21 protein-coding genes and 1 tRNA gene are annotated in these 25,637 nt (G+C 63.7%); 5 read left to right on the plus strand and 17 right to left on the minus strand.

Annotated elements, in window-relative coordinates:
- Positions 1-12: 12 nt before the first annotated feature.
- The 9 genes from AAK988_RS10865 to AAK988_RS10905 form a co-directional block, all read right to left on the minus strand.
- Positions 13-312, minus strand: coding sequence for a hypothetical protein (locus tag AAK988_RS10865; RefSeq protein ID WP_240806178.1), 300 nt, complete (start codon positions 310-312; stop codon positions 13-15).
- A gap of 28 nt (positions 313-340) precedes the next feature.
- On the minus strand, positions 341-1,393 hold the full coding sequence (locus AAK988_RS10870; RefSeq protein WP_135970277.1) for a type II secretion system F family protein: 1,053 nt from the start codon (positions 1,391-1,393) through the stop codon (positions 341-343).
- Positions 1,394-1,409: 16 nt separating this feature from the next.
- Entirely contained in the window at positions 1,410-2,411 is a 1,002-nt protein-coding gene (locus AAK988_RS10875; RefSeq protein ID WP_369880748.1) for a transglutaminase-like domain-containing protein, read from the minus strand.
- Between the two features lie 4 nt (positions 2,412-2,415).
- The gene (locus AAK988_RS10880) at positions 2,416-5,409 is read right to left on the minus strand and encodes a hybrid sensor histidine kinase/response regulator (protein ID WP_369880749.1); all 2,994 of its coding nucleotides are present in this window, start codon (positions 5,407-5,409) and stop codon (positions 2,416-2,418) included.
- Between the two features lie 100 nt (positions 5,410-5,509).
- The gene (locus AAK988_RS10885) at positions 5,510-5,872 is read right to left on the minus strand and encodes an Hpt domain-containing protein (RefSeq protein WP_151429777.1); all 363 of its coding nucleotides are present in this window, start codon (positions 5,870-5,872) and stop codon (positions 5,510-5,512) included.
- Between the two features lie 34 nt (positions 5,873-5,906).
- Positions 5,907-8,018 (minus strand): bifunctional diguanylate cyclase/phosphohydrolase, encoded by a 2,112-nt coding sequence (locus AAK988_RS10890; RefSeq protein ID WP_369873553.1) that lies wholly within the window; start codon positions 8,016-8,018, stop codon positions 5,907-5,909.
- Between the two features lie 210 nt (positions 8,019-8,228).
- Entirely contained in the window at positions 8,229-9,464 is a 1,236-nt protein-coding gene (locus tag AAK988_RS10895; protein WP_369873552.1) for a phenylacetate--CoA ligase family protein, read from the minus strand.
- 213 nt (positions 9,465-9,677) lie between these two features.
- Positions 9,678-10,334, minus strand: coding sequence for an antibiotic biosynthesis monooxygenase family protein (locus AAK988_RS10900; protein ID WP_135970271.1), 657 nt, complete (start codon positions 10,332-10,334; stop codon positions 9,678-9,680).
- Entirely contained in the window at positions 10,327-10,863 is a 537-nt protein-coding gene (locus tag AAK988_RS10905) for a hypothetical protein (protein WP_369880750.1), read from the minus strand. The genes AAK988_RS10900 and AAK988_RS10905 overlap by 8 nt, the downstream gene beginning before the upstream one ends.
- Before the next feature lie 217 nt (positions 10,864-11,080).
- Here AAK988_RS10905 and AAK988_RS10910 point away from each other — a divergent pair, with 217 nt between their 5' ends.
- Positions 11,081-12,277, plus strand: a complete 1,197-nt coding sequence (locus tag AAK988_RS10910; RefSeq protein ID WP_369880751.1) for a response regulator transcription factor — start codon at positions 11,081-11,083, stop codon at positions 12,275-12,277.
- Positions 12,278-12,565: 288 nt separating this feature from the next.
- Here AAK988_RS10910 and AAK988_RS10915 read toward each other — a convergent pair whose 3' ends face one another.
- The 4 genes from AAK988_RS10915 to purE all read right to left on the minus strand — a co-directional run bounded on the left by AAK988_RS10915 (position 12,566) and on the right by purE (position 18,591).
- On the minus strand, positions 12,566-14,290 hold the full coding sequence (locus AAK988_RS10915) for an FAD-dependent oxidoreductase (RefSeq protein WP_369880752.1): 1,725 nt from the start codon (positions 14,288-14,290) through the stop codon (positions 12,566-12,568).
- 465 nt (positions 14,291-14,755) lie between these two features.
- Positions 14,756-15,484 carry a 2-oxoacid:acceptor oxidoreductase family protein gene (locus AAK988_RS10920; RefSeq protein WP_369880753.1) on the minus strand — a complete coding sequence of 243 codons (729 nt, stop codon included), beginning with the start codon at positions 15,482-15,484 and terminating at the stop codon, positions 14,756-14,758.
- Positions 15,481-17,931: a thiamine pyrophosphate-dependent enzyme gene (locus AAK988_RS10925; protein ID WP_369880754.1), complete on the minus strand. Its 2,451-nt coding sequence runs from the start codon at positions 17,929-17,931 to the stop codon at positions 15,481-15,483. The genes AAK988_RS10920 and AAK988_RS10925 overlap by 4 nt, the downstream gene beginning before the upstream one ends.
- A gap of 198 nt (positions 17,932-18,129) precedes the next feature.
- Positions 18,130-18,591, minus strand: coding sequence for a 5-(carboxyamino)imidazole ribonucleotide mutase (gene purE, locus AAK988_RS10930; protein ID WP_028025975.1), 462 nt, complete (start codon positions 18,589-18,591; stop codon positions 18,130-18,132).
- A gap of 596 nt (positions 18,592-19,187) precedes the next feature.
- On the opposite strand from purE, the gene AAK988_RS10935 reads away from it, so the two are divergent.
- The 3 genes from AAK988_RS10935 (at position 19,188) to AAK988_RS10945 (ending at position 20,945) form a co-directional block, all read left to right on the plus strand.
- Complete coding sequence (locus tag AAK988_RS10935) at positions 19,188-19,418, plus strand: hypothetical protein (protein WP_135970410.1); 231 nt, start codon at positions 19,188-19,190, stop codon at positions 19,416-19,418.
- A gap of 95 nt (positions 19,419-19,513) precedes the next feature.
- Positions 19,514-19,600, plus strand: a tRNA-Leu gene (locus AAK988_RS10940).
- 343 nt (positions 19,601-19,943) lie between these two features.
- The gene (locus tag AAK988_RS10945; RefSeq protein ID WP_369873548.1) at positions 19,944-20,945 is read left to right on the plus strand and encodes a hypothetical protein; all 1,002 of its coding nucleotides are present in this window, start codon (positions 19,944-19,946) and stop codon (positions 20,943-20,945) included.
- Positions 20,946-20,948: 3 nt separating this feature from the next.
- Here AAK988_RS10945 and AAK988_RS10950 read toward each other — a convergent pair whose 3' ends face one another.
- Positions 20,949-21,938, minus strand: a complete 990-nt coding sequence (locus AAK988_RS10950) for a Fic family protein (RefSeq protein WP_369880755.1) — start codon at positions 21,936-21,938, stop codon at positions 20,949-20,951.
- A gap of 581 nt (positions 21,939-22,519) precedes the next feature.
- On the opposite strand from AAK988_RS10950, the gene AAK988_RS10955 reads away from it, so the two are divergent.
- Positions 22,520-24,148 (plus strand): FAD-dependent oxidoreductase, encoded by a 1,629-nt coding sequence (locus AAK988_RS10955; protein WP_369873546.1) that lies wholly within the window; start codon positions 22,520-22,522, stop codon positions 24,146-24,148.
- Positions 24,149-24,308: 160 nt separating this feature from the next.
- On the opposite strand, the gene AAK988_RS10960 is transcribed toward AAK988_RS10955, so the two are convergent.
- The 3 genes from AAK988_RS10960 to AAK988_RS10970 all read right to left on the minus strand — a co-directional run bounded on the left by AAK988_RS10960 (position 24,309) and on the right by AAK988_RS10970 (position 25,387).
- On the minus strand, positions 24,309-24,731 hold the full coding sequence (locus AAK988_RS10960; RefSeq protein ID WP_151429766.1) for a type II toxin-antitoxin system VapC family toxin: 423 nt from the start codon (positions 24,729-24,731) through the stop codon (positions 24,309-24,311).
- Positions 24,722-24,967, minus strand: coding sequence for a FitA-like ribbon-helix-helix domain-containing protein (locus AAK988_RS10965; RefSeq protein ID WP_135970405.1), 246 nt, complete (start codon positions 24,965-24,967; stop codon positions 24,722-24,724). Before AAK988_RS10965 ends, AAK988_RS10960 begins: the two co-directional genes overlap by 10 nt.
- A 90-nt stretch (positions 24,968-25,057) precedes the next feature.
- The gene (locus tag AAK988_RS10970; protein ID WP_257482491.1) at positions 25,058-25,387 is read right to left on the minus strand and encodes a hypothetical protein; all 330 of its coding nucleotides are present in this window, start codon (positions 25,385-25,387) and stop codon (positions 25,058-25,060) included.
- Between the last annotated feature and the right edge of the window lie 250 nt (positions 25,388-25,637).

Genomic DNA, 25,637 nt, shown 5'->3' on the forward strand with positions numbered 1-25,637 from the left:
GATTCCACGGGCTCATCGGGGCCTCACCTCCACGCTTGGCGGCTGATTAGCGGCGAAGGCCTCGTAGGTGACCACATAGTCGGCATGGTTCACAATGAGCCCGTAATGCTCTTCCAGGTAATCGAGACTCGCAGGATAGGCCCCCTCCACAGCGGCGCACTGCATGGCAGATTCCAGCACGGCGTTGCGCACCGACACGGCGCTTTGGGCCGCAGTCTGGGCGTTTGCCGTATCCCAGGCGAACCACAGCACCGCAGCCAGCACGCAGGCCGCGACGACCGCCACCGTGCGCCGAGCGCGGTCCCTTCTCATCTGGGCTGTCTTCCCGTGGATCATAGGGCTATCCGATCGATCCCATGATGCCGATGAGGGGCATCATGACCGAGATGAGCGTGGCGCCCACGGCCACGGTGAGGAAAGCGGCCAGGGCCGGTTCGATGTTGTCGATGGCGGAGTCGATCTGCAGGATGGCATCGTCGAAGAAGTTGGCCGACAGGCGATCGAGGGCCGCATCCAGGGAGCCCGACCGCGTGCCGATGGTGAGCATGCGGGCGTGAATCTGCTCGAATACCGCAGCCTCGCTGATGGCCTGGGCCAGGGAGCGCGGCTCGTCGCTGTCGATCATGAGGGCATAGGCGCCGGCGGCCTTGCGCTTCAGGCCGGCGTGCTCCACCACTTCCATGGCCTCCTTCATGGCCGTGTCGGTGTTCACGCCCGAGGCAGTGTAGGCGGCCAGGGCCGAGGCGAAACGGGACACGGCCAGCTGCTCCATGGCCCCCTTCGTGGCGGGCACCTTCTCGAACAGGCTCATCACCGCCATGCGGCCGGCCTCGGAACGGCAGGCAATGACGGCGCCGAGGGCCACGATGGTGCAGGCCAGTGTCACGCCGAGGGCCACCCAGCCGATGGCCACCGACAGCCCCACGGCCCCCGAGGAGCCGTTGGTGAGCGAGCCGGCGATGGAGACGTACACGTCCTCGAACACCGGCAGGATGATGATGACCGTGAAGGCCAGGATGATGGACATGATGCACAGCAGCGCCGCCGGATAGCCCACCGCCGAGCGGATCTTCGCGAACAGGCGGTCCTCCTCGTCGTAGTAGACGCCCAAGGAGCGCAGCACTTCCTCGGTGCGGCCGGCATTCTCGCCCACCCGCACCATATCCACGGCATAGCGGGGAAAGGCCCCCGACGCCTCCATGGAGCGGGCCAGGGTCTCGCCCGCGTTCAGGCTGCGGTACACCGTCGTGCAAGTAGCCTGCAGCGCGGTGTCGCCGATGTCCTCGGACAGCATCCCCACCGCCTCGTCGGTTTGGATGCCCGCCGCCAGCATCATGGCGACGCTCTCGCAGAAAAGGCTGATGCCCGCGCTGTCGAGTTTCGGTTTGGCCATGTCCTTTTGCCTCTCCCTAGTACGTGTAACGGTCGGTATAGCCGGTCCCGTCGCCGATAGTGCTGCTCGCGCCACTGGCGGCGAAGGTCAGATCCACCCGGGTCCAGCTGTTCGGTTGTATGCTAATTTCCACACTCACCCATTCTCCGTCAATATATACCATGTTCCAAGCGTGATAGATGTCGTCGGGAGCAACGTAGCCCGTTATGAGCTGACAGGGAATGCCCAGGGAGCGCAACATGGCGGCACCAAGCGAGGCGTAATCGAAGCAGATGCCCGTGCCCGCGGCCAAGGTGGCGTCGGGATCGGGCACGTAGCCGGTAACCGAGGCCAGCTCGGCGGCCTTATCATGGTCGTAGGAGATGTTGGCCACCACCCACTGGTAGATGTTGCGCACCACGTCGCCCTGGTTGGCGGCGCCCTGGGCCAGCTCGCGAGCCTTGGCCACCACCGCCGAGGACTCGTCGTAGTTCACGAACATATTGGGCACGAGGAAGGGAGCCTGCTCGCTGGCCAGCGACACGTCGGCCGTGGTGGCGAACAGCTCGACGTAGTTGTTGCCCGAGGTGTTCTGCATGACGCGGAAGCTGTAGGAGCCGCTGCCCATGTTGAGAGGCGCCACGATGGGCGTGCCATCGCTGGGCAGATCGTAGTTGTAGCTGGCCTCGCCCTTGCTCACCTGGAACTTGAGCCGGCTATCGCTTTGGGCCGACGCCCCCACGTAGCCGTCGGCCACCGCCGAAACGTCGATGGAGCAGCCGTTGCCGGTTTCGGCGAAGTCTCCGTGAAAGGCAGAGAGGGCCACCGAGCCCGGGACCATGAAGGCCGGGCCCGCCGTAGTGCCCCCGTCGCCCTCGGCCGCCGGCTCCGAAGCGCCCGGGGCCGCCGGCGTGCCGCCGCCCCCGCCGCCATCGCCGCCATCGCCGCCGGAGCCGCAACCGGCGAGGGCCGTCGCGCACAGCAGCAGCGCCGCCAGAGCGGCGGCCACCGGAGCGCTATGGCGACGCAGATGAGCCATGGCCCTACAGCCACTCCTTCAAGGTCTTCACCAGCAGCTCGATTTCCATGGGCTTGGACATATGGGCGTTCATGCCCGCTGCCCGGGCCCGGGCCACATCGTCGGCGAAGGCATCAGCCGTCAGCGCCACCACGGGAATGGTGCCCAGATCGGGCCGGGGATCGATGGCCTCGCCGTCGAGACCCGTTCCCTCAGCGGCGGCGCGGATGGCGCTCGCGGCCTGGTAGCCGTTCATCACCGGCATCTGAATGTCCATGAACACCAGGTCGTAATGGCCCGGCTCGGCACGCAGGAGCATCTCCACGGCAACACGGCCGTTCTCGGCGTGATCCACTTCCAGGCCGGTCATGCCCATGATATCCAGAGCGATGGCCGCGGCGATGGAGTTATCCTCGGTCAAGAGCACCCGGTGTCCGCTGAAGTCGCTCTGCTGGAGCACCTCGTACTCACTGGCCGGCTCGACCTCCTCGGACACCAGCAGCCCCCTCATCACATGGACGAGGCGGCTGCGGAACAGCGGCTTGGCAATGAAGGCGTCCACGCCCACGGCGCGCGCCTCCTGTTCCACGGCAGTCCAATCGTAGGCCGACAGAATGATGATGGGCATATCGTCGGATACGATCTCGCGGATCTCCTGGGCCGCTTCGATCCCGCTCTTGCCGGGCATCTTCCAATCCAGGATGATGGCCACGTAGCTGCGGCCGTTCTTCTCGGCATCGCGCACGGCGGTCACAGCGTCGTCGCCCGACATCACGTAATCGGGTTCCATGCCGATGGAGCGCAGCACCTCGCACGCGCTCTCGGCAGCCGCCTCCTCGTCATCGGCCACGAGCACGCGCAGCCCCTCCAGGGGCGTGAGGTCCTGATCATCGCCGTCGCGCAGCTTCATGTACACGGTCACGGTGAAGGTGGTGCCCTCGCCGAGCTTGCTCTTCACGTCGATAGTGCCGTTCATAAGGTTCACCACCGAGCGCACGATGGACATGCCAAGGCCGGTGCCCTCCACTTTGGTGACGCGGGAATCGTTGGCACGCGTGAAGGGCTCGAATACCGTCTTCACGAAATCCTCGGACATGCCGCAGCCCGTATCGGAGAAGGTGAACTCGTAGCAGCCCGACCCCTTCACCCGGCTGGGAAGCTCCTTGATGCGCAGGCTCACGGTGCCCCCCTCGGGGGTGAACTTCACCGAGTTGCCCATGATGTTCACGAACACCTGCTGCAGGCGCATGGGATCGCCCACCACATGCTCGTGCTTGATGTCGGCAATCTCCACCTTCAGGTTCAACTTCTTGTCGTTGATCTGCGGCGTCATGATGGACAGCAGGCTCTCCACGGTCTCGGGCAGATCGAAGTCCTCCTCGGACAGGCCCAAATTGCCGCTCTCGATCTTCGCCATATCGAGCACCTCGTTGATGAGCCCCAGCAGATGCCGGCTCGAGGTGGTGATCTTCGTGAGGCAGTCCTTCACCCGCTCCGGATCGTTCACGTACATGGAGGCAATGGCCGTCAGCCCCATGATGGAGTTCATGGGCGTGCGAATATCGTGGCTCATGGAGTTCAGGAAGTCGGTCTTGGCGCGGCTGGCGCGCTCAGCCTCGTTGAAAGCGTCCTGCAGCGCGTTGTGCTGGGCGATCTCGCGCTCCTTCACATCGGTCACGTCCTGAACTGACAAGAGCACGCTCGTCACCACGCCGGAGCCGTTGCGCTGCAGCGGGATCATGGAGGCCTGGTTCCATTTCACCTCGCCGGTCTCCTGATCCTTAAGGCGATATTCGAAGTGTAGGTAGGGCACCTCGGGCGTCAGATGCTCGCGGACGTACTCGGGCGTCAGCTCCGCCTTCATGCGCTCGCGCTCGCTATCGTCGCAGAAGCGCGTCTCCCAATAGTAGCGGAACATGTGGTACTCGCCGTTGCGGGGCAGATCGTCCTTGATGCCCTCGTCCTTCAGGTACTCGTAGGTGTTGTTCTCCAGATCGATCACAGCGAAGCGCTGGAACAGGGCCAGCGATGAGTATACGATGCTCGTCACATGCTCGCTCTCGCTGATGAGCTTACGGCGCTGGCGCATAGTCTGCACGAGCAGGAAGCCCGCCACCAGGGCCAATGCACCGCCCACCAGGGCTACCAGCATGAGGCCGGCCAGATTGGCGCGAGCCTGCATGGCGTCGGTGATGGAGGCGGGGAAGGTGCGCATGAGCATCCAGTCGTAGTTGGCCACCTGCATCACATAGGCCGTGCCGGAGCCAGAATCGCCCTGGTAGCTGAAGGTGACCGAGGTGCCGTTGCGGAAGGCCTCTTCCAGCTCGGTGCGTGAGATGTTACCCGAGCCCTCCCCTTCCAGGTACAGATCGACGGCGTTGCGCACGTTGTTGCTGTAGGTGGTGGAGGAATGGGCCACCACTGCGCCGTCGCGGTCGACGAGGTAGGTATTGGTCTGCTCGTCGAAGATGTAGGTGCGCAGGAACTCCTCCATGGAGCCCTCGCGGTAGGCGCCGCTGATGACGCCGACTACCTCGCCCTGGAAGTACAGGGGCGTGTAGAAGATCACGGACAGATCGTCATAGAACAGAGAGTGGTCGGTGGCGCACACCCCCGAAGCGCCCTCCATGCCCTGCAGATAGTACTCGCGGTCGGAGGCGTCGCCCTCTTTCCCCGTGTTGTCGAAGGTTCGGCCGCCGGCCAGGGAAATGGTCGTGTAGTCGAACTTCGTGTAGTCGGCCAGCTGCTTGATGCTGTCGACGTCGATATCCTCCACGCTCTCAAGCGTGCTCTCGTACATGGAGGCCAGCAGCTTCACCTCGGTCTGCGAGTCGGTCATCCACTCGTTGATGCGGCGGGCCGACTGCTCGGTAGATCCCTGGAGGTACTTGGCGTTCTGCTCGGAAATGCGCTCGTTATTCATAGAGGTGAACAGGACGAATGCGGCAATGACCACGGCCAGGGCGGCCAGGATCACGATAATGCGCCCGCGTCTTACTTTGTTGTCAGTTCCAGTCATTCGTCTCAGTTCCTTTCGGAAGTCGTGCTGCGGCTTCCTCGGCCTCGTGCCTCCACGGCCCCGCCGGCGTCGGCGCGGACCCTTGCGATGCCCTCCCTACTTATATAATGGCGATGGAATCCACCACGAGGCTGTGGGCTGTGCGTACTGCCGGCAGCAGCTCGGGCACGGCGGCCAGGTCGGCGGGGGTGCCGGCATCGTCCAGACGCAGAGCGTCGGACAGGGCACAGGAGGCCTCGTACAGCGGGGTGAAGCCCAGATCGCGGCTCACGCCCTTCAGAGTGTGGGCACCGCGGTAGGCCTCGGGGAAATCACCGGCTTCCAGGGCATTCTCCAGCGTTTGCAGGGAGGTGTCCTGCAAGAAGATCTTCGCGAACTTCTCGATGCGCTCGTCGGTCAGCAATCGGCCGCGCACGGTTTCCAGATCGCCGCCCATGGCAGCATAGGCAATTTCCAAAGACATGATGTTCTCCTTTAACGTGACCCTCCCCAGCAGTCTACTGGTCTGAATCGTTTCTGTCTATGCCCGAAAGTGCCGTGCAGGGCTCATCGAGAGAGAACGCCCGCTCTTGGTCACTCAAATCGTCGTAGAAGACGTAGCCGCCACGACCATCGCGCTTCTTGTGGTAGAGGGCCACATCGGCGCGGCGGAACAGCTCGTCGTAGTCGCGCACGCCGCCATCGGTGGTGGCCACGCCCATGGACACCGACAGCGGGAAGCCCTCGAACTCCCCTTCCAAGGACCGATGGATGCGCTCCACGAGGGGACGCGGGTCCACCGAGCAGCCCATGCACAGCAGGAACTCATCGCCGCCCACGCGGGCCACCACGTCATCGCTGCGCACGCTGTCCCGCAGGCGGTCGGCGAAGTGCTGGAGCACCCGATCACCGAACTGATGGCCGTGGGCGTCGTTAGCCTGCTTGAAGAAGTCCAGGTCGCATACGATGAGCACGTGCCGATCATCATGGCGGTCGCACTCGCCTTCCGCGCCCAGGCGCTCGGTGATGACCTTGCGGGCAAACGCCCCGTTCACCACCTCGGTCAGAGGATCGTGGTAAGCCTTGAACTGCAGGTCGTGAAGCTCGGCCTGGCGGTCGTCGATATCGACGAACTTGCCGAGAGACCCCAAGTACGTGGGGGGATTCTCGTCGGACCACAAAGCCCGGGCCAGAACGTGGAGCCAGCGCGTTTCGCCGCCCACGGTGGCTTCCATCTCCATATCGATAAGGGGCTCTTCCGCCGTGGTCGCGCGCAGGCGATGGCACAGCGCTTGCAGGTTATCGGCGCCGAATACCGCGCAGAAGGCCTCGTCGCGATAGGGATCCATGATGATCTCCGGCAGCCCGAGTTTGCGGTCGCCCCAATCGGAAAGCACGATCATGGGGGGCTCGGCGGTGTATTCGAACTGCACCTCGTTGCTCATGGAAGCGAAGAAGTGGTACTTCATGCGCTCGTAATCGAGCAGCTCCAGGGTGCGGCTCGAGGCCTCGGTCTCGCCGGCATCGCGGGCCGAATCCACCACGCGCAGGCTCTCCACGGAGATCTCCCGGCCCGTGACGCCGCGATTCAGGCGGCTCTCCAGGTCGTCGGCCACCGCTGTCAGGCATTCGAGAATCAGCGGGTTGAAGGCGCCGCATTCTCCATCACGAATCATGCGCAGGGCCTCCTCGTGGCTGAAGGGCGGCTTGTACACGCGCTGGCTCGTGAGAGCGTCGTACACATCGGCCAAGGCCACCACCTGGGCCGATATGGGAATCTCGTCGCCTACCAGGCCATCGGGATAGCCGCGGCCGTCATAGCGCTCGTGGTGCCAGCGACAAATCTCACGGGCCAGCTTCACGAGCTTCTCGTCCTTGTACAGCTCCAAATCGTCCAGCATATCGCTGCCCACGGCGGAGTGGGTCTTCATGATGGCGAATTCCTCGTCGGTGAAGCGGCCCGGCTTGTTCAGCACCTCTTCGGGAATGGCGATCTTGCCGATGTCGTGCAGGGACGAGGCCATGGTGATAAGCGAGATATCCTCAGTCGTCAGCGGGTACTGATCGGTCATGGCCACGAGCTGGGTGAGGATCATCTCGGTCATGGCCTGCACGTTCAGCACGTGCATGCCGCTCTCGCCGTTGCGGAACTCTACGATGTGGGACAGGATGTACACCATGAGGTTGTTGGACTTCTCGCGCTCGTAGACCTGATCGGCCACCATACCCATGAGCGTGCGCTGCTTCTGGTACAGCATGAGGGTGTTCATGACGCGGCGACGCACGATGTTCACGTCGTAGGGGCGGTTGATGAAGTCGGTCACACCCAGCTCGTAGGCCCGCTCGATGTAGGCGGCATCGGACTCGGCGGACACCATGATGACCGGGATGTCCTTGATCCAGCCGTTGCGGTTCATGACCTCCAGCACGTCGAAGCCGTTCATCTGGGGCATGACGTAGTCGAGCAGCACAAGCGAGATGCCCGTGCCCTCCTTTTGCAGCGCGGCCACGGCCTGCTTGCCGTCCTCGGCCTCGATAATGCGATAGGCGTCGCCGATCATGTCGGCGAGCAGGGCTCGATTGAGCATCGAGTCATCGACGATGAGAATCGTCTGCTTGCTATGGTTCAAGCTCGTAGCGATGGTTAACTCCTTCCATCCCGGGCTTCGCGCTCGCGTGCTCTCGCATTCGAGCTCCCGCTTATCGATGGGGCGCTGGTGCGTCCCCGAGGTCTCAGGGGCGTCACCGGCCAATCCGCGGGAATCCCGCAGGCTGCTCGGCGAGGACGAGCACCCCCCCCCATGGCGTTTCAACGTCATAGCCCCTCTCCGCTCTTTTCGTTAGTAGCGGCTGTCGAAAATGCGCTTGGTCTTCTTCTCGGACCGGGGCAGCTCGCCGACGGCCACGCCCTTGGCCTCGGGCGTGCAGCCGAGCTTCGCCTTGAAGATGAGCGCAAGCTCCTCCTCGCAGCGGGCGAGCGCCTCGCCCTCAAGCGGCGTCTCAAACAGCACGGTGAGCACGTCGTGGCCGTTCACGGCCTCGATCATCACCTGGTACTCGGAGCTGGTGCCGTCGGTGGCCTTGATGACCTCCTCCACCTGAGCCGGGAACATATTGCAGCCCTTCACCTTGAACATGTCGTCGGTGCGGCCCGTGAGCGTATCGATGCGCGGGTGGTGGCAGCCGCAGGAGCAGTCGCCGGGAATGATGCGCGTGAGGTCGTGGGTGCGGTAGCGGATGAGCGGGGCGCCTTGCTTGCGCAGCGTAGTAAGCACCAGCTCGCCTACCTCGCCGTCGGGCAGGTTCTCACCGGTTTCCGGATCCACGATCTCGATGTAGACGAAGTCGTCCCAGATGTGCATGCCGGCGTGGGCATCGCAGGAGATACCGATGCCGGGGCCGTACACCTCGGTGAGGCCGTAGATGTCGTAAATCTCGATGCCCAGCTCGTTTTGGATGCGGTTGCGCATCTTCTCGCCCCAGCGCTCCGACCCGATGACGCCCTTCTTCAGGTGGATCTTGTCGCGCAGACCGCGCTTGGAGATTTCCTCGGCCAAAAGCAGGGCGTAGGAGCTAGTGGCGGTTATGACCGTGGATTTCAGGTCCTGCATCATCTGGAGCTGCTTGTCAGTATTGCCCGGACCCATGGGAATGGCCATGGCGCCCAGGCGCTCGGCACCCAGCTGGAAGCCGATGCCGGCGGTCCACAGGCCGTAGCCCGGGGTGATCTGGATGCGGTCGAGGGGCGTGATGCCGGCCATCTCGTAGCAGCGGGCGAACTGGGTGGCCCAGTCGATGACGTCCTGCTGGGTGTAGGGGATGATGACGGGCGTGCCCGTGGTGCCCGAGGAGCTGTGGATGCGCACCACTTCCTCATCGGGCACAGCCTGCAGCCCCAACGGATACACCTGGCGCAGGTCGTCCTTCTCGGAGAAGGGAAGCTTCTCGAAATCGGCCTGGGTGCGCACGTCGGCCACGTCGATACCTTCGAACTTCTTCGCGTAGAACGGCGAGCGTTCCTTGATAGTGGCCAGCTCGCAGGTAATGAGGTCGAGCTGTTCGGTCGTCATTTCCATAGGTGCGCGTCTCTCCTTGGGCACAGTTATCTTAAGTATGCCTCATTCTAACAAATTCGTAACAGTTAGCGCCTGTGAATCAAGACAATCACGCCGGTATGAACGGCGAGGTGGCGAGCGGAAAGAACGAGAGGGGAACATCCCGGAGAATGCGCACAGCGGCCGCCGGAGGGGAGGGACTCCGGCGGCCGCGGGAGAGAGGCGTCGGCTCGGCTACTCGAAGCTCGCCAGGAAGGGCTTCTCCTGGGCGAGATAGGGGGTGCACAAGTTGGGGTTGGCCACCCACTCGCCGCAAGCCGGCTCGAAGAACTTGTCGATATAGAGGAAGTGGAACGGCGTGGACATGTACTTGCCCAAGAAGGTCATGGGCTCGTCGAAGTCGCACTCGTAGGCGTAGGCCCACTCATCGGTGCCGGAGCTTTCCACCACCGGGGCGAACTTGCAGTTGCGCAGGCCGGGCACATGGGCGCACATATCGTTCATGTGAGCCTCCATCTTCTCCACCATGGCCGGATCGGCCCCCTCGCGAATGCTGAAGAACAGCACGCGATGGCAGGTGGATTTCTCCTTCTCCTGAAGGGTGAGGGTGCCCTCGCCGAAGGCGATGAACTCGCAGTTGGCCACCGACGTGCTGTCGTTCATGAGCGCCGTGAGTGCACTCCAGGCCTCGCCGCCCTTGGCCTCCTCGTAGGCGGCCTGGTCGGCAAAGCCCACTTCGCAGAAGAAGTTGCCGCCGGGCATGGGCGGCTCGAGCACCATATCGGCCAGGAACACCGGGCTCACGGCCTCGGCGGCCGCCTTGGCGTCGGCCACGTACTGCTCGGCGTTGGCTCCCTCGGCGAGGGTCACCGAAAATACCGCATTAAACATTGTTGAGCACCTCCATGTAGCCTTCGGGAGCCGAGTAGACGCGGTCGTTGGACACCAGGCGATCGCTCATGGTCGCCCACCACTGGACGTACTCGGGGTTGTAGCGCGTACCCGAGGAGTAGGCCCAGGCCGCCTGCACGATATCGGCCATGGTCCATTCGATCTCGATGATGTTGGAATCGGTGTCGAGCCACATGGCCGGCGACACCGTGACGCGCTTGAGCGTCCAGCCCGCGCCCTCGATGAGCGGCTTCATGTTGGCCATGAAGTCGTCCAGCACGGCCTTGCCGTCGCCGGGTTTGGCCACCAGACGGTCCACGATGTAGATGACGTTCTCCTCCCCGGTATCGGCCAGATCGGCCGCAGGTTCGGCCGCGGGCTCGGGCGCCTCGGGCGTCTCCTCCTTCGGCTCCGGTGCGGCAGCCGTCTCGGTGGCGCATCCGGCCAGAACGCCGAGGGAGGCCACCGTAGCGCAGGCTCCGGCGGCCACGAACGAGCGGCGCGAGAGCTGCGATGGGAGTTGTCTCATAGCATATCCCCTTTCTTGACAAAGAATCCTCCAACGGATAGGCTCGGCCCCAGGTTTTTCGCACTATCTTCTTCCACAAACATACTGCTGAGACCCAGGACCGAACCTATTGGAAGCATATCCAGCGGGCCGGAAAATGTCTGTCTCACGAAAGCGGGTACTTCAGCGTTTTCCCTCGTCCAAAAGATATGATTTGCTGATTTCAAGGGAGGGGACGATGCAAATCAACCTACGGGCCCACGGGGTCAACCGCATGCAGGCGGCGAAAATCGCCCTGGCTGATGCCATTATCTGGCTATGGCTGCACCAAGCAAACTACGACAGCCTCTTCACCGCGTCCTTCATCGAACCGGCCATGCTGGCGCTGCCGAGCTTCGTGCTCAGCGGCGCCCTCGTCGTTGGCATCACCTGGGCCCGATGGGATCGCATCCCCCGGGCACTGCGCGTGGGAACCGCCTTGGCAGCCGTGGCCGTGGGGCTTGGGCTCACCTTGCTGCCCCAGCTGCCCGCCGCCCCGGAGTTCGCCCATTCGGCCCTGGTTCTGGGCCTGGCCGTGCTGTGCGGTTTTGCGGCCCTGCTGCGCTTGGAAACCCTCGCGAAGTGCGATGATTTCTCCACCCTGTCTGTGGCGCTTTCGGGCTCATTGCTGCTGTTCTATCTGTTGAACCTGGTGCTCTTGCTCGTCCCCCGGCCCGTCTACGACTTCCTCGTCGTTATGGCGCCCCTGGCCATGCTCTTCGGCACGAATACGCCCGCGCCGTCCTGCAAGCGCCTCGGACCTCTGCCCAAGAAAGTGCGCCTGTCGCCCCCGAGCATCGCGCCCTGCCTAACCGGCGCCGCGACGGGCCTGGTGGTGGCCCTCGGCACGGTGTCCATGGCCACATCCCCCGGTCAGCTGTTTGCGCACCCCGCGCCCTTGTTTCTCATCTCCCAGCTGCTGTTCATCATGCTCGGTGTCGTAACCGCCTTCGGCATAGACCTGCGCAAGGCCAGCTACTTCGCCCTGCTGAACTTTAGCTGGGGCTTCGGCATCGTGGCGGGAACCCTTGTCCGCGACCAGTTCCCCCTGATCCCCGAAGCCCTGCTCGTAGACCTGTCGTCCTTCGTCTGCCTGCTGACCCTGGTAGGGTTCTTCGCCTTCTCCGGTGTGTGGATCAATACCTTGGGTCGCACAGCCAGCATGGGGCGGGAGACGGCCTTGGAAGAGGTGGCGCAGGAAGCCGGGCTCACCAAGCGAGAGACCGAGGTGACGGCCCTGCTGCTAGAGGGCCGCTCCCTGCGCATCGTGCAGCAGGAGCTGTTCATCTCCGAGGGCACGGCCCGCACCCACGCCAAGCGCATCTACGCGAAGCTGGGCGTCCATTCCAAGCAGGAGCTCATCGACTACTTCAAGCGTCACCTGCCAGAAGGGTAGAGAGCGACCCTTTGGATGCGGGGGATTTCGGGGGAGCGCCTCTCAGGGGTCTGAGCCCAAAGAGTCCCTCAGACCGGGGCCCGAACCCGAAGGCGTCCCTTGGGCCGGGGCCTCGCGGCCGAAGCACCCCGCGGACTGGGGCCCTGCGCCTGATGCGCCCCTTGGGCAAAGGGCGCATCAGGCGCAGGGCCCGTTATGCAGATCGGCCCCGCAAAAGCGGGGCCGATCTATGAAAGAGGGGTCGACAACGGTGGGAGGGGGGCCGGCGCCGACCCGCGACAGAAGCACTTAGGCAGTGGCGCCCATCGCGTGGTTCACGGCCACCCAGCTCATAACGCCGCCGGAACCCAGGCTGATGCCGCCGTGCACGTAGGTGCCGCCGGACACGCCTGAAGAGCAGTTGCCCACGGAGTACAGGTGCTCGATGGGCTCGCCGGCCGTGTTTACGACCTGGGCATTCTCGTTAATGGTGAGGCCGCCGGCCGTGCCGCAGGTGCCCGGCACGTAGATGGCGCCGTAGAACGGGCCGGTGGCCAGAGGCGCGAGCACCGGGTTGGCCAGGTCGGTACGGCTACCGGCCATGACGCCCGTGGTGTTGATGTCCAGGTGTTTCTCGCCGCGGTGGTACACCGGGTCTGTGCCCTTGACGGCGTTCTCGTTGAAGGCAGCAATCTCGGCGGTCAGGCCGGCCGGGTCGATGCCCAGCTTTCCGGCCAGCTCTTCCAAGGTGTCGGCCTGCACGAAGTGGGCGGGCACCTCGGCGGGATCGGTGGCCTCGCCGCCGTAGGTCTCGTCGAAGTAGCTGCCGTCGCCTTCGCCCACGGCGCCCACGGTGTGCCCCGGCAGAGAATAGGTGGCCCAGCAGGCGGCATCGCAGATGAAGTAGGCGGGGATGTTCACATGGCCCGGCTCGCCGGTGTCATAGTAGGCGAAAGCCTGGTTGAACAGGTCGTAGGGGCCGGCCTCGTTGCCGATGCGACGACCCTTCTTGTTCACGACCACAGCACCGGGCAGGCCGCGGTACATGGCCCAGTCGGTACCGGCGATCTCCTGGGCAATGGTGCCCTCGGCGATGAGCGTGGCCGGGTCGTCGCCCGTGGTGAGGATGGCCGGGGCGCCCCAGCAGCGGTCCATGTAGGACACATTGGCGCCGATGGCCATGCCCATGAGCTGGCCGTCGCCGGTGTTGGTGGGCACGGCATTGGTGGCCATGATCTTGAAGGGGTGGTACTTCGCGCGCATCTCATCGTTGTGGTCGAAGCCGCCCGTGGCCACGATGACCGAGCCGGCCTTGATGTTCTGGTCGCCGCAAACCGCGCCGAGCACCGCGCCCGCGCCATCGGTAATGAGCTCGGTAGCCTCGGTATCCATGAGAATCTCGACGCCGTAGCCCTCCATCTTCGCCTTCATTTCCTCCCACATTTGGGAGGCGATCATGGGGCCGTCGGCGTTGGCCGCGCCCAGGCTGCCGCGACCCATGGGAATCCAGCCCTCCATGGGCTCGTAGTAGTCGCCGAACAGCGGGGAGGCCACGAACTTCCAGCCCATCTCCTCGGAGATCCAATCGATGAAGTCGCTGCCGTTGTCGATGAAGGAGTTCAGCACGGCCTCGTCAACGCGGCCATCGGAGGCGTTCTTGAAGTACTTGACGATCTCCTCCTTGCTGTCGGAGACGCCCGCATCTGCGGCAGCGTAGGTCAGGGGTACGGCCAAGCCGCCGCCCGAGGTGGCCGCCGTGCCGCCCCACATGGTGCCCTTCTCCACCAGGCACACCGAGCCTGCGCCCTTGGCCGCGGCCACCAGCGCGGCGAACGCGCCCGTGCCGGAGCCCAGAACGAGCACGTCCACTTCCTTATCCCAGGCAATGTCGCCGGTGCTGCTCAGCGCGGCGCCGCCATCGGTGCCCGCCGCCGGGGCGCAGCCGGCCAGGGCCGCAGCCCCGCCCAGCGCCAGACTTGAAAATGCAGCGGTCTTCAGAAAGCCGCGGCGATCCATTCCCTTGTTGTCTCCCATGAAATTCCTCCTTTCGGCGAACCGGCGTCCCTGCCGATTCGGGTACCCTTGCATCCTAGGGTCTCTGGGTACCGCCGTCAGTCTCACGAAAGCGGTGATCTGCCCCCAAGCGCTCATCCGAAAGGTATGATTTTGATAAAATCCCCGTTCAGCACCATCGTCAAAAAGCGCGATGATGCACGGGGTCCGTCCCTTGACAGCTGCCCTTAATTCGTCAGAAAGGGCGCAGTTTGGCACTGTTCGGCGAGAAGCACCGCAGCATACCTGCATAAAAAAAATCTCCGTTTTGGGAGATTTTTTTCGCGAATTTTTCTCCCAAATTGGAGTTTCTTTTTCGGATTCTCTATAGACAGCCGATGCAGTGCACACAAGATTTTGGGCCGAGAGCTCCGCTGGAAACCCTCGATGCTCGACGAGGCTATAGGTGTCGATGTTCTGACGCTGCAGGAGACGTTCGAGTAGATCCTACCCGTAGGCGTCGGCGGCGTGGTCGATGGCTTCGAGGTTCATGGCGACGAACTGGGGCTTCACGCAGGCTTGCACGGCTGCCTTCAGCTCGGCCACGGTAAGGGGGATGCGGCCCTGGGCCACGGCCACGGCGAGCAGCATCATGTTGAGCGACTTGCGGGAGCCGGCGCCAAGGTGCGCCACGAGCGCCTCGTCGTCCACGGGGATGAAGAGAGGCACGGGATAACCGTCCACGCCGGGAGCTTGGGTGTCCTTTATGGCGATCGCCCCATCGGCGGCGTCGAGGCTCGCAGCCGCCTCATCGGCCGCATCGGCGGCGGCTGCCTGTTCACGCGGGGCCTCGGCCTGAAGCGAGTTCGCCAGGGCCGCCACCACATCGCCAGCGCGGTAGGGCTCACCGGCCAGGGCCGCGGTCACGGGTTGGATGGCCGTGGTAGCCGTCACGAGCACGCCGCCCGGAGCCAGGAACGGCAGCGCCCGGGCCGCTTCGCCGGGCTCCAGGGCAATGACCATGTCGGCCGTGCCTGGCGTGATGAGCGGCGAGAACACCTCTTCGCCACCTGAGCCCATGCGCACATGGCTCGTCACGTTGCCGCCGCGCTGGGCCATGCCGATGGTCTCGGCCGTGCGCACCTGCCAGCCCCTCGATTGCGCCGCCTGGGCCAGCACCTTCGCGGCCAGCACCGTGCCCTGGCCGCCCACACCCGCCAGCAGAATGTCGATCATCGGGCATCCCCTTCCTCCACCGAGCCTTCCGCCGCGCCCAGGGCCTCGTCGGACGTCTGGTCAAGCTCGCCGCGCAATTCCGTCTCTTGGAAATCGTTCCGCTCGTCGGCAAGCACCACGGGGATTTCCCCCGTCTGGAACGGCTCGGGATTCGGGGTGTATCTGGCCGGCTCCATGGCCGCCGCACCGCCGAAGCCCACGGCCCCCTCGATGGCGCCGAAGGGACACACCTGCACGCACAGGGCACAGCCGTCGCACAGGCTGCCATCCACGAAGGCCTGGCCGCGCTCGCCCGACTTCGGACCGCGCAGCCCCTCGTCGAAGCCGATGCCGGGACAGCCGATGGAGGTGATGCACTTCTTGCAACCGGCGCAAAGCTCGGTGCTAATGCGCACCGGCTCCGCCGGCTTCTTCAGCTGAATGCACGGAGCGCGGAAGATGATGGCCGAGGGCCCGTCGTAATCGACGGCCGCGCGGGCCGCCGCCACGGACATCTCCACGCTGTGCGGATTCGCGAACCCGATGTGCTGGACGCCCAAGCCGTGCAGCACCTCCTCGATCACAATGGGCCGCCGCTTCTCGCCCATGAGCGTGACGCCGGTGCCCGGGTGAGGCTGGCTGCCCGTCATGGCCGTGGTGGCGTTGTCCAGAATGGCGAAGGTGACATCGTGGCCGTTGTACACGGCATTCGCAATGCCCGTGAGCGCGCTGGCGAAGAACGTGGAGTCGCCCACGAAGGCCACCGACTTCTTATGGGGCTCCACCACCGAGAAGCCCTGGGCCATGGTGATGCCGGCGCCCATGCACAGGCAGGTGTCCACGGCATCGAGGGGCTTGGCATTGCCGAGGGTGTAACAGCCGATGTCGCCGCACAGCACTGCCTCGCGGCCCTTGAGCGCCTGCTTCACGGCGTAGAAACTGCCGCGATGGGGGCATCCCGCGCACAGCACGGGAGGTCGCACGGGCAAGGGGCCGTCGTAGCTGAGGGCGTTGGCGCCGATGGCGCGGGCCGCGAGGGCGGCGAGGGAATCAGTCCCTTCGACCTCAGACGAGTAGCGCGAGGACGGAGGCACCTCCTCGCGCGCAGATTCCGCAGACTCGGAAAAAATGGGATACACTTCTGATCCCATTTTTTCCGAAAGCGAGGACTTGTTTGAGCACGTGGAGGCGCCTCCGTCCTCGTGCGGCGGAATTGGAAGGGCAGCCCGCGTTCGGTCGAAGAACCGTCCCAGGCGGCCGGCGATGTTCTCGGCGGTGTTCCCGCCGCGGTCGTTGGCGGCACCGGTCAGCTTGCCGTGCACCCGCAGGGGCAGGTGGCGCACGCCGGCCAGCTTCTGCATCTCCTCTTCCAGCACGGAATCGAGCTCTTCGAAGACAATCACATCGGTGAGCCCCTCCGCAAAAGCCGCGGCCGTTTCCACGGGGAAGGGATAGGGCGTGCCCACGGCGAAGAAGCGGTAACGGGGCACGGAAATGCCCGCCCGAGCGGCCTGCCGCTCCAAAAGCGCCAGGGCCTCGCGGGCATAGGCCACCGACACGCCCCCGGCCACAATGCCCACGCGGGGCTCTTCAACCCCCGAGGCGCCCGCTTCCGGGGCCGCCGCCGCAGGCGCCGCATTTCTTGCGACCTGGCCGGCAGCGGAAGTGCGGCCGGCTCCTTCCCCGCCGGTGGGCTGCACGGCATCGGTCGTGCCGGTCGGCGCGACGGAGGCGGCTGCGGCGGCTCCCTCTCCCCCCCCCTCAAGCACCTCGTTGAACTGCGCCAGCGCCGGATCGTAGGCGTAGTCCCAGGCAATTTGGGCCAGGCGGCGGTTGATCTCGCCGTGGCCCTCAAAGGCCCGCTTGGGGAAGATGACCCACTTCGGATCTTTCTGGAAGCCCTCGGCGGGCAGCGGGCGGCCGTGGGTCTCATCGGCCACCTCGAAAAACGTGGACGCATGGTTGATGCGCGTGGTGGGACGCACGATGACCGGCGTGTGGTAGCGCTCCGACAAGTCGAAGGCCGCGCCCATCATGGCAAAGCCCTGCTCAGGGGTGGCCGGGTCGAGCACGGGCACCTTCGCGAAGGCCCCGAAGCGGCGCGTGTCCTGCTCGGTCTGGGACGAGATGGGACCCGGATCGTCGGCCACAAACAGCACGCAGCCGCCGCCCACCCCCACGTAGTTCAGGGACATGAGAGCATCTGAGGCCACGTTCAGCCCCACCTGCTTGCAGGTGAACAGCACCCGGGCCCCGCAGTAGGACGCGCCCGCGAGCATTTCCAGGGCCGCCTTCTCGTTGGTAGACCATTCCACATGCACGTCCCGGGCCGCGCCGGACCCATGCAGCTTCGCCACGGTTTCCACCAGCTCGGACGACGGCGTGCCGGGATAACCCGCCACCACGTTCACCCCGGCCTCTAGGGCCGCATGGGCAAATGCCTCGTTGCCCATCAGAAGTTTCTTCATAAGCTCGTTTCCATCCCCATTTGCGCGGTCGGTTTCCTTCTCGCCCGTTTTTGCGCAACAAACTTCGCCAGGTAGATGCTTCTTCCAGCCGAAACCTCGAAAGAGGCGCAGATTGCGCGTTTTGACGCCCTTTTCGGCCCCAAGCCCTTCCCCGCTGTCTACTTACCGTAATTTGTTGCGCAGAAGGGCCCCATTCAGCTACGAGGCCATCTCCGCCTTCAGGTCGGCCACCTTCTGCAGCATGGCCGGATCGTTCGTGCCCATCATCTGCACGGCCAGGATGGCGGCGTTCTTCGCGCCGTTGATGGCCACGCAGGCCACGGGCACGCCCGAGGGCATCTGCACCATGGACAGCAGCGAGTCCAGGCCGCCCAAATCGCTCGTCTTCATGGGCACGGCGATGACCGGCAGCGGCGTGAAGGCGGCCACCACGCCGCCCAGGTGCGCGGCCTTGCCGGCGGCGGCGATGATCACCTTGATGCCGCGCTCGACGGCGGTTTCGGCCCACTCGTGCACCACGGCCGGCTTGCGGTGGGCGCTGGCCACCTTCACCTCGTAGGGCACGCCCATGGCGTCCAGCTGGGCCATGCACGGCTCCATGGCCGGCATATCCGATTCCGATCCCATAATGATGCCCACTACCGGGGTTGCCTCTGCCATGGTCGCGTCCTTTCCTCGTGCGCCTGCGTCTGCACTCCATCGATTTGTGCTTCAATCCTCGCTATTATAGCCGCCGAAGCCGGAAGACGCAGGGGGCCGGAGATTTCGTTTCAGCCAACGGCCCTCCCCGCTTTTGGACGAATTTAACGGGAACAGCGGAAAGCACACTGCACCCTTCCGCCGTGAGCCCGAGGAAGCCTGTTTCCGTAATGGGCCTTTTTGTGCAGCAAACTCCGCGAAATAGACTCCATCACATCGGTCTCGCCTAGAAAGACCGCATTTCCGTTGCTTTTTGCCCTCACTACACCCCGAAACTGCGCGTTCGAATCTACTTCGCGGAGTTTGCTGCTCAAAATCAGGCACTTCAGAAACTCGCGACCCGAATCAGCGGGCGTTTCCCGCATCGCGGATCTGCAGAGCCGACTTGGCGCCCCCCCCGGCCATCAGCAAACATGCGACGCACTCGACCTTTCGGAGTCGTTGCAATTCGTTGACGCTTGGGGCGAAGCGCGGAGAAGCCGCCTCCTATGGCCCACAATGAGCGGCATCTAAGTGACACAGAAACCCGTTTGGCATTGCCCGGAAAAGGAACTCCCATGAGCCAGCAAACGTTTGCCCAGCATGAAGAGCAGAAGGAAAAACACGTCGAGGATCACATCGGCGACGAAGCACGCGCCGCGCGCGACCGCGAGTACCGCGCCGACCATAGCGAGCACGAGACCATCGGCGACGAGATCGCCCACGAGAAGAAGGCCTGTCGCCGCCAACAGGACGAGACCGATGCCGCCCTTGCCGAGACCGCCGACGCCATTCTGCGCGGGGAATAGGCGCATTCGGACATTTCCCGAAAAAAATTCTTGCACGGGTCCCCTAAGTCGGGTATTATCTACTACGCTCTTTTGGTGATACCGAAGCAGCACCTGCGGGCGTGGCGGAATTGGCAGACGCGTACGGTTCAGGTCCGTATGGGGGCAACCCCATGGAGGTTCAAGTCCTCTCGCCCGCACCACTTTAAAGCACCAGGCCAGCTTGATAAAACGAGCTGGCCTGATTTGTTTCTCCGTCCCCCAGGCGCAAATAAGTCGCAAATGATCATCCGATCAAATAAACAATAGCCTGGAAACCCCTTTGAGCCTTAACCTCGAAGCTGCCCGGGCGTGACGGAGCACCTGCCGCCATTGGAGCGCGCACTGATAGCTATTCGGCGATAAGCGCAAATGAACGTCAGTTTGATTTCCCTCCCGTAACGAGCATCCCGGCAGCGCGCACCCTTCGCATTGAAAGCGGGACAATGGGAGCGTCGGGGACCCATACCCGACGCTCTTGCCGTCTACTCCAGGAGGTGCGTTGCCATGAAGCACTCCACCATGCCCGCGGCCGCGAAGATTGCCGTCGGCGCTGGCGCTGCGGTCGCAGGCGCCGCGGTGGCCTTCGCCGCCGTACTCGCCAAGCGCCATCGCGTGCGCGCTACCTGCAAGCCCTTCTACAGCGAGGCCACGCGCCACTTCAAGATTCCCGACATCAACCACGGCTTCGTGCCCCAGGATCTCTTCTATCTGGACGACGAGAAAACATGGTTGTTCAGCGGATACATGGCCAACCGCAAGCCGTCGCCCATCTTCCAGGTGGGCGAGGGCGGCGAAGTGCGGCGCCACGAGGTGCGCCTGCCCGACGGATCGCTTTATCGTGGGCACGGCGCTGCCATCACAGCTGCCGGCCCTCACGTCTTCCTTACCGTGCGCGACGGCTTCGTGGTTCTCGACCGTGCCGCCCTGGCCACCGCAGCCGACGGCGATACCCTTGAGGCCACCGGCCGCCGGGCCATTCCCCTTGAGCCCGCGTTCATGAACGTGCAGAAGGGCATGCTCTACATCGGCGAGCTCCAGCATCGGCTGTTCTATCCCACGCCGAAGAGCCATTGGCTCACCTGTCCCTCTGGCGAGACGAACCCAGCTCTCGTGTACGCCTACGCTCCGCATGCCCACGGGCCCTTCGGCTTCGGCGAGCATCCGGCGGCGGTGTACTCCATTCCCGGCAACGTGCAGGGGCTATGCGTGACGCCCGACGGCAACATCGCGCTCAGCCTGTCCTGGGGTTTCGGCGATGCCGAAGTGCGCATCTACGACCCAGCTCGCGCGCATCGAGGAGGAAGCTACCTGGTGGACGGCCATCGCTGCCCGCTGTACTTCCTGGACGACGCGACCCTCGTGCAGACGCTGACGGTGCCGCCCATGGCCGAGGGTATCGATGAGGTGGACGGAGAGATATACCTGGCCAGCGAATCGGCGAGCAACCTGTACCTGCTCGGCAAGTTCTACGGCGGCGGCCACGTGTACTCGTTCCCCGCAAAGTAGACGCTAGGCGAGAGAAGCGCGGCCCGACCGAGCGGCCACCACATCTTCCATATGGGAAACCGGCGAGAACACCTGCTTCTTGCCAACTTCGGCAAGGGAGAGAAAGCCCATCTGCACGAGCTTCTTCAAATCGGCGCGGGCAGTGACGAGCGTGACGCCATAGCGGCGCTCGTAGGTTGCCGTGTCGATGCTTCCCGACGGGTTCATAACCAGCTCCATGAGCAAGCTCTGCTGGCGATGGTTGAGCCGCGTATCGGCCGCCAGCGCTGCGCGGCACCGGTCGAACTGGGCTACCATAGCGTCGGTCTCGCGCTCCAAGTCATCGAGACCGCGTTCCAGAAACTGCAGCAGCTGCCTCAGATAGGGCGTCGTATTGTTGCCGTAACGACTATGGAGAATGGCCTGCCCGAAGGCGAAGGGCAGCTCCTGGGCCGAGGACAGCCCCAGTTCCCAATCGAGCAGCGCCCGGGAGAACGACACGAAGGCCAGCGCCCGCATGCCGATACGCTCGAAGAACAGGCGCCGCAGAATGATCTCCATGAACCCGTTCCACCGAGGAAAGGGAAGTTCCTCACAAATGAGGTCGCAGGCAATGACGACCGCCACGATGCCTTCGGCGCGACCCTGGTATACCTCGTTCACATGGGTGCTGATCAGCTCGAGGCACCAGCTCTTCTGCTCGGCGTCGTAGCGTGAGAGCGGGTCGTTGCCATCGGCGCTTCCATAGACGTTATAACTCGTCTCCGGGCGGCGCATGGGCCGATAGGGAAACGCCGCACAGCCTTCATCAAGACGAGACTGGATCTCCCCGTAGAGGGACTCGTCGAAGGCGCGGTCGCAATACTCGTCGAGCGACCGCAAAACGGCGAGGGCGTTTGCTGCCAGACGCTCTGCCGGCGTTGCAGGCGTGCGCGTCCCCGCCGCAAGAGCGACTACCGCATCGGGGTCGATCTCAACCCCATCGCGGGCCGCAGCAGCGGAAAGATCGGCCACGAGAAACGGAGACTTCCCGTAAGCGCTCCGATATTGAGCCAAGCGGGCATCAAGAGTCCCAGCAGTACGGCCGCGGTGCATCAAGCGCGCGAGCACGGCGCTCATCTCCGAGGAAATGCTGTACCAGGAGTTAGACGCCACAGACCCATCGCGAACGATGCTCAGGGGCATCTGCTCGTCTATACCCACCAGGCGAACGAATTCGACAACCTCCCACATCGTCTCGGAGGACAGTCCAGCTGGCATGGGAAGACACCGGAACCGATCCCAGGAAACGAGCTCGCCAACATGTCGCGTCACAAAAGCTGCAACCTCCTCGTTGCGAATAAACTCGCTGATACTCATGGAGTTGCCCATCCCAGCTTCACCCCCGTAAACTTCCCCCGCCCTGTGCTCCCTATAATAGCGCCAGCTTTGCTTCGGAGCACCCCAAGGCTCCTGAAAATTATTTTCAGTTGTTCGAAAAACTGACTTTGAACTGCGTATTCTTCTGAAAAATACTTTTCTTGAACCCCTCTTTTCCCTCTGCATACAATGCGGCCGTTCCCTAAGGGACGCAAATCGACAAGGAGGAGAAAAGCATGGAGCGAAGGGATTTCCTGAAACTGGGATGCGTTGGCGCGAGCGCCGCGGTAGTGGCCGGTCTTGCCGGCTGCGCCCCTCAAACTAAGTCGGGGCCGACAGAACTTGCCGGCACCAGCGCCAGCGATGTGAATTGGACTGACGAGTACGATGTCGTCGTAGTCGGCGGCGGCGGGGCCGGCTTCTGCGCCGCCATCGAAGCCGCCGAGGCAGGTGCCAGTGTGGTCATCTTGGAGAAATCTGGCACCTGCGGCGGCGACACCGCGCTGTCGAACGGCATGATCCTCGGCGCCGGCACTCCCCAGCAGGCAGAGCTCGAGGGTTGCACCGACGACTCGGGCGAGAAATTCGCCGAGGAACAAATTGCCTACGCTCAGGGCTTCGGTGACGAGGACATGATCCGCGAGATGTGCATGGAAAGCGCTGCTGCCGTCGAGTGGCTCGTGAACGACTGCGGCCGCGTGTACGCAACCGTGGACGTCGTGGCGCCGGTCAACGCCTACACCGACGAGTTCTACCCGCGCTCTCACTGGGACTACTACGCTCTCACAGCGAGTATTCACGGCGAGGAAACCGACCCCACGGCGACGCATTTCGGCTGCCTGCAGAAGAAGGCCAACACCTACGACAACATCACCGTCAAGACCAATACCGAGGCGGTGCACCTCATCATGGACGGCAAGGAGGTCGTGGGTGTGCAGACCGCCGACGATGCCTTCTTCAAGGCGAACAAGGGCGTCATTTTGGCCACCTGCTCCATTGGCGACAACATGGAGATGGCCCGTGCCATGAACCCTCAGCAGTACTGGGGCCTGTATCAGCGCGAGGTGAACGGAGCCCCGGTCCAGGTAGGCGCGAGCCCCTATAACACAGGCGATGGCATCCGCATGGGCCTGGAAGTAGGCGCTGATCTGGCCCTCAGCGAAGCTTGCGTCATGCTCGACACCCTCTACTTCGGCGGGGTAGGCGAAGGACGCGGCAACAAGGACGAGAACATCTACAAGTCCACGCCGGTCAAGGGCGCGATCATCGTCAACCCCCGCGGCAATCGCTTTGTCCAGGAAGATGCTGACTGGGGCTACATCAGCACCATGCAGTACTTCGAGAACGCTAAGATGGGCGGCGGCCCCGATTGCAAGATCTGGTGTATCGTCGACTCCAACCAAACCGACTACATGGAGCGCGTCGTGCAGTGGATGATCGAGCAGGATACCGAGAGCCGTTTCGTGAAGGTCGCCGACACGCTGGACGAGCTCGCCGCCGCGGCCGAGCTGCCTGCCGATAACCTCAAGCGCACGGTGGAGAAGTGGAACGAGTACTCAAAGGAGGGCTTCGATCCCGATTTCGACCGTCGTACCGACTTCGGCCCCATCGAGAATGGCCCGTTCTACGCAATCCGGATCGTACAGAACCCGCTTGGCGCCTGCGGCGGCCTGCGCACCGACATCGAGACGCGCGTGCTGAACACAGCCGGCGAGCCCATCGAGCGCCTCTTCGCCGCCGGGCAGATCGCCTCGGGCATGTTCACTGGGCCGTTCTACCCCGGTTGCGGCTGGGCCGTGCTCGGCACGGTTCACTGGGGCCGCAAAGCCGGTCGCAACGCTGCCGCCCTGGACGCGCGCGCCTAGCTCGCTCTCCCAGGCCCTACCCACACCCTCCCCTCACGAAGGGCCGCTGCTACCCAACGCAGCGGCCCTTCGTTCTGATTCCCCTCGTCGCTACATTTTGTTGAGGCTTTTCTCCGCTACCGCTCGGGCTTGGAGGTGAGGTGCCAGCCGTTCTTCCTTTCTACCCTTCGAAGGGGTTGACCAGGTCGATGTCCAGGTAGTCGAAGTCCTTCACGTTGCGTGTCGCGAGCACGCAGTCGTTGCGCTTGCAGATAGCGGCGATCATCAAGTCCTCGATGGTAGGTGTGCGCCCCTGGGACAGTGCCTTCTCGTGCAGCTCGGCGCACAAATATCCGCTAAAGGCATCGAACGAATACGTCTTGTCGGAACAGTCCATCACAATGCCCGTAATCGCCTGCCGCAGACGGTCTTTCCGCTTTCCCTCCGGCAGGCGCAACATGCCGAAGTACAGTTCCTTCACGGTAATCGACGTCAGATATACGCAGCCTTCATGGTCGTAGAACCAATCGATCACGTTATCGTTCGGCTGGGGCCGCATGAGCTCGGATACGACGTTGGTGTCGGCGATGAAGTTCACAGCCACCCCCGCACGTCGATTTCCCGCGCGGGATGGCGTATCGGCTCTTCCAGATCGATGCCACCCGCCGCTTGGGCGGCATTCCGCAGGCGCCCCACCCAACCCGTAGATCCTGAATCCTGAAGCGATGCCTGGAGAATAGCCCGGGCCTCGCCTTGCTGCGAGCGACCGTGCCGCAATGCCTGCTCTTTCAGCCTCCGCTTCGTGGCATCGTCAAGATCGCGAATGAGAATATCTGCCATGCTGTACCTCGATTCATTAGGTGATATCGATGATATCACCTTGGAATTTGCATGGCAATACGAAGATGGGGCGATCACTCAACCCGCCTCCTACCGCTCGGGCTTGGAGGTGAGGTGCCAGCCGTTGCAGTAGGGGCACTGGTACACGTGCAGGGGCGGGGCACCGTGCTCGGCGCATTCGGCAGCGGTGAGCTCCGCCTCGTAGCGGCTGGCGTAGCGGTTCTTGCGCTCGCAGGCCCTGCGGCGCAAGGCTGCCTCGTGAGCTTCGTCGCGCGCGGCGCGGGCAGCCGATTCGCGGGCGAAAGGGTCGCGGCCGGAATCGTCCCCGAGGCCGAGTTCCGCGAACAAGTCGCCCTCGCCGAGCGATGCGGCGAATTGTGCCTTCTGCTTCTGCCATGCCGAGCGCTTCTTGCTGCCCATGATGCTTTCCCTCCGAACCAAAAACAGGGGCTGTGCTGCCGCGGCCACCATGCTATAATGCGAACAGACGGTGCCCCGTTCTGCCGGGCGGCGTCGGTTATTTGATTAAGCCGGGTTTACTTTCGACAGGTGGCCCGGCTTCTTCTTTGGCCAAACACCGTCCGTCACTCCTTGGGTTAAGGCTCAAAAAGTGTGCTCTTAGCATTATTCACTGTCTGTACCGGGTTGGCATGTGGAACTCGTTCCAGTC

The organism is Adlercreutzia muris, assembly GCF_041223505.1.
Classification (GTDB): Bacteria; Actinomycetota; Coriobacteriia; order Coriobacteriales; family Eggerthellaceae; genus Adlercreutzia; species Adlercreutzia muris.

What these genes read in the sequence shown, in the direction of transcription:
- AAK988_RS10865 (WP_240806178.1), bottom strand. Translation starts at nt 312, where the DNA reads ATGAGAAGGGACCGCGCTCGGCGCACGGTGGCGGTCGTCGCGGCCTGC.
- AAK988_RS10870 (WP_135970277.1), bottom strand. Translation starts at nt 1,393, where the DNA reads ATGGCCAAACCGAAACTCGACAGCGCGGGCATCAGCCTTTTCTGCGAG.
- AAK988_RS10875 (WP_369880748.1), bottom strand. Translation starts at nt 2,411, where the DNA reads ATGGCTCATCTGCGTCGCCATAGCGCTCCGGTGGCCGCCGCTCTGGCG.
- AAK988_RS10880 (WP_369880749.1), bottom strand. Translation starts at nt 5,409, where the DNA reads ATGACTGGAACTGACAACAAAGTAAGACGCGGGCGCATTATCGTGATC.
- AAK988_RS10885 (WP_151429777.1), bottom strand. Translation starts at nt 5,872, where the DNA reads ATGTCTTTGGAAATTGCCTATGCTGCCATGGGCGGCGATCTGGAAACC.
- AAK988_RS10895 (WP_369873552.1), bottom strand. Translation starts at nt 9,464, where the DNA reads ATGGAAATGACGACCGAACAGCTCGACCTCATTACCTGCGAGCTGGCC.
- AAK988_RS10900 (WP_135970271.1), bottom strand. Translation starts at nt 10,334, where the DNA reads ATGTTTAATGCGGTATTTTCGGTGACCCTCGCCGAGGGAGCCAACGCC.
- AAK988_RS10905 (WP_369880750.1), bottom strand. Translation starts at nt 10,863, where the DNA reads ATGAGACAACTCCCATCGCAGCTCTCGCGCCGCTCGTTCGTGGCCGCC.
- AAK988_RS10910 (WP_369880751.1), top strand. Translation starts at nt 11,081, where the DNA reads ATGCAAATCAACCTACGGGCCCACGGGGTCAACCGCATGCAGGCGGCG.
- AAK988_RS10915 (WP_369880752.1), bottom strand. Translation starts at nt 14,290, where the DNA reads ATGGGAGACAACAAGGGAATGGATCGCCGCGGCTTTCTGAAGACCGCT.
- AAK988_RS10920 (WP_369880753.1), bottom strand. Translation starts at nt 15,484, where the DNA reads ATGATCGACATTCTGCTGGCGGGTGTGGGCGGCCAGGGCACGGTGCTG.
- AAK988_RS10925 (WP_369880754.1), bottom strand. Translation starts at nt 17,931, where the DNA reads ATGAAGAAACTTCTGATGGGCAACGAGGCATTTGCCCATGCGGCCCTA.
- purE (WP_028025975.1), bottom strand. Translation starts at nt 18,591, where the DNA reads ATGGCAGAGGCAACCCCGGTAGTGGGCATCATTATGGGATCGGAATCG.
- AAK988_RS10935 (WP_135970410.1), top strand. Translation starts at nt 19,188, where the DNA reads ATGAGCCAGCAAACGTTTGCCCAGCATGAAGAGCAGAAGGAAAAACAC.
- AAK988_RS10945 (WP_369873548.1), top strand. Translation starts at nt 19,944, where the DNA reads ATGAAGCACTCCACCATGCCCGCGGCCGCGAAGATTGCCGTCGGCGCT.
- AAK988_RS10955 (WP_369873546.1), top strand. Translation starts at nt 22,520, where the DNA reads ATGGAGCGAAGGGATTTCCTGAAACTGGGATGCGTTGGCGCGAGCGCC.
- AAK988_RS10965 (WP_135970405.1), bottom strand. Translation starts at nt 24,967, where the DNA reads ATGGCAGATATTCTCATTCGCGATCTTGACGATGCCACGAAGCGGAGG.
- AAK988_RS10970 (WP_257482491.1), bottom strand. Translation starts at nt 25,387, where the DNA reads ATGGGCAGCAAGAAGCGCTCGGCATGGCAGAAGCAGAAGGCACAATTC.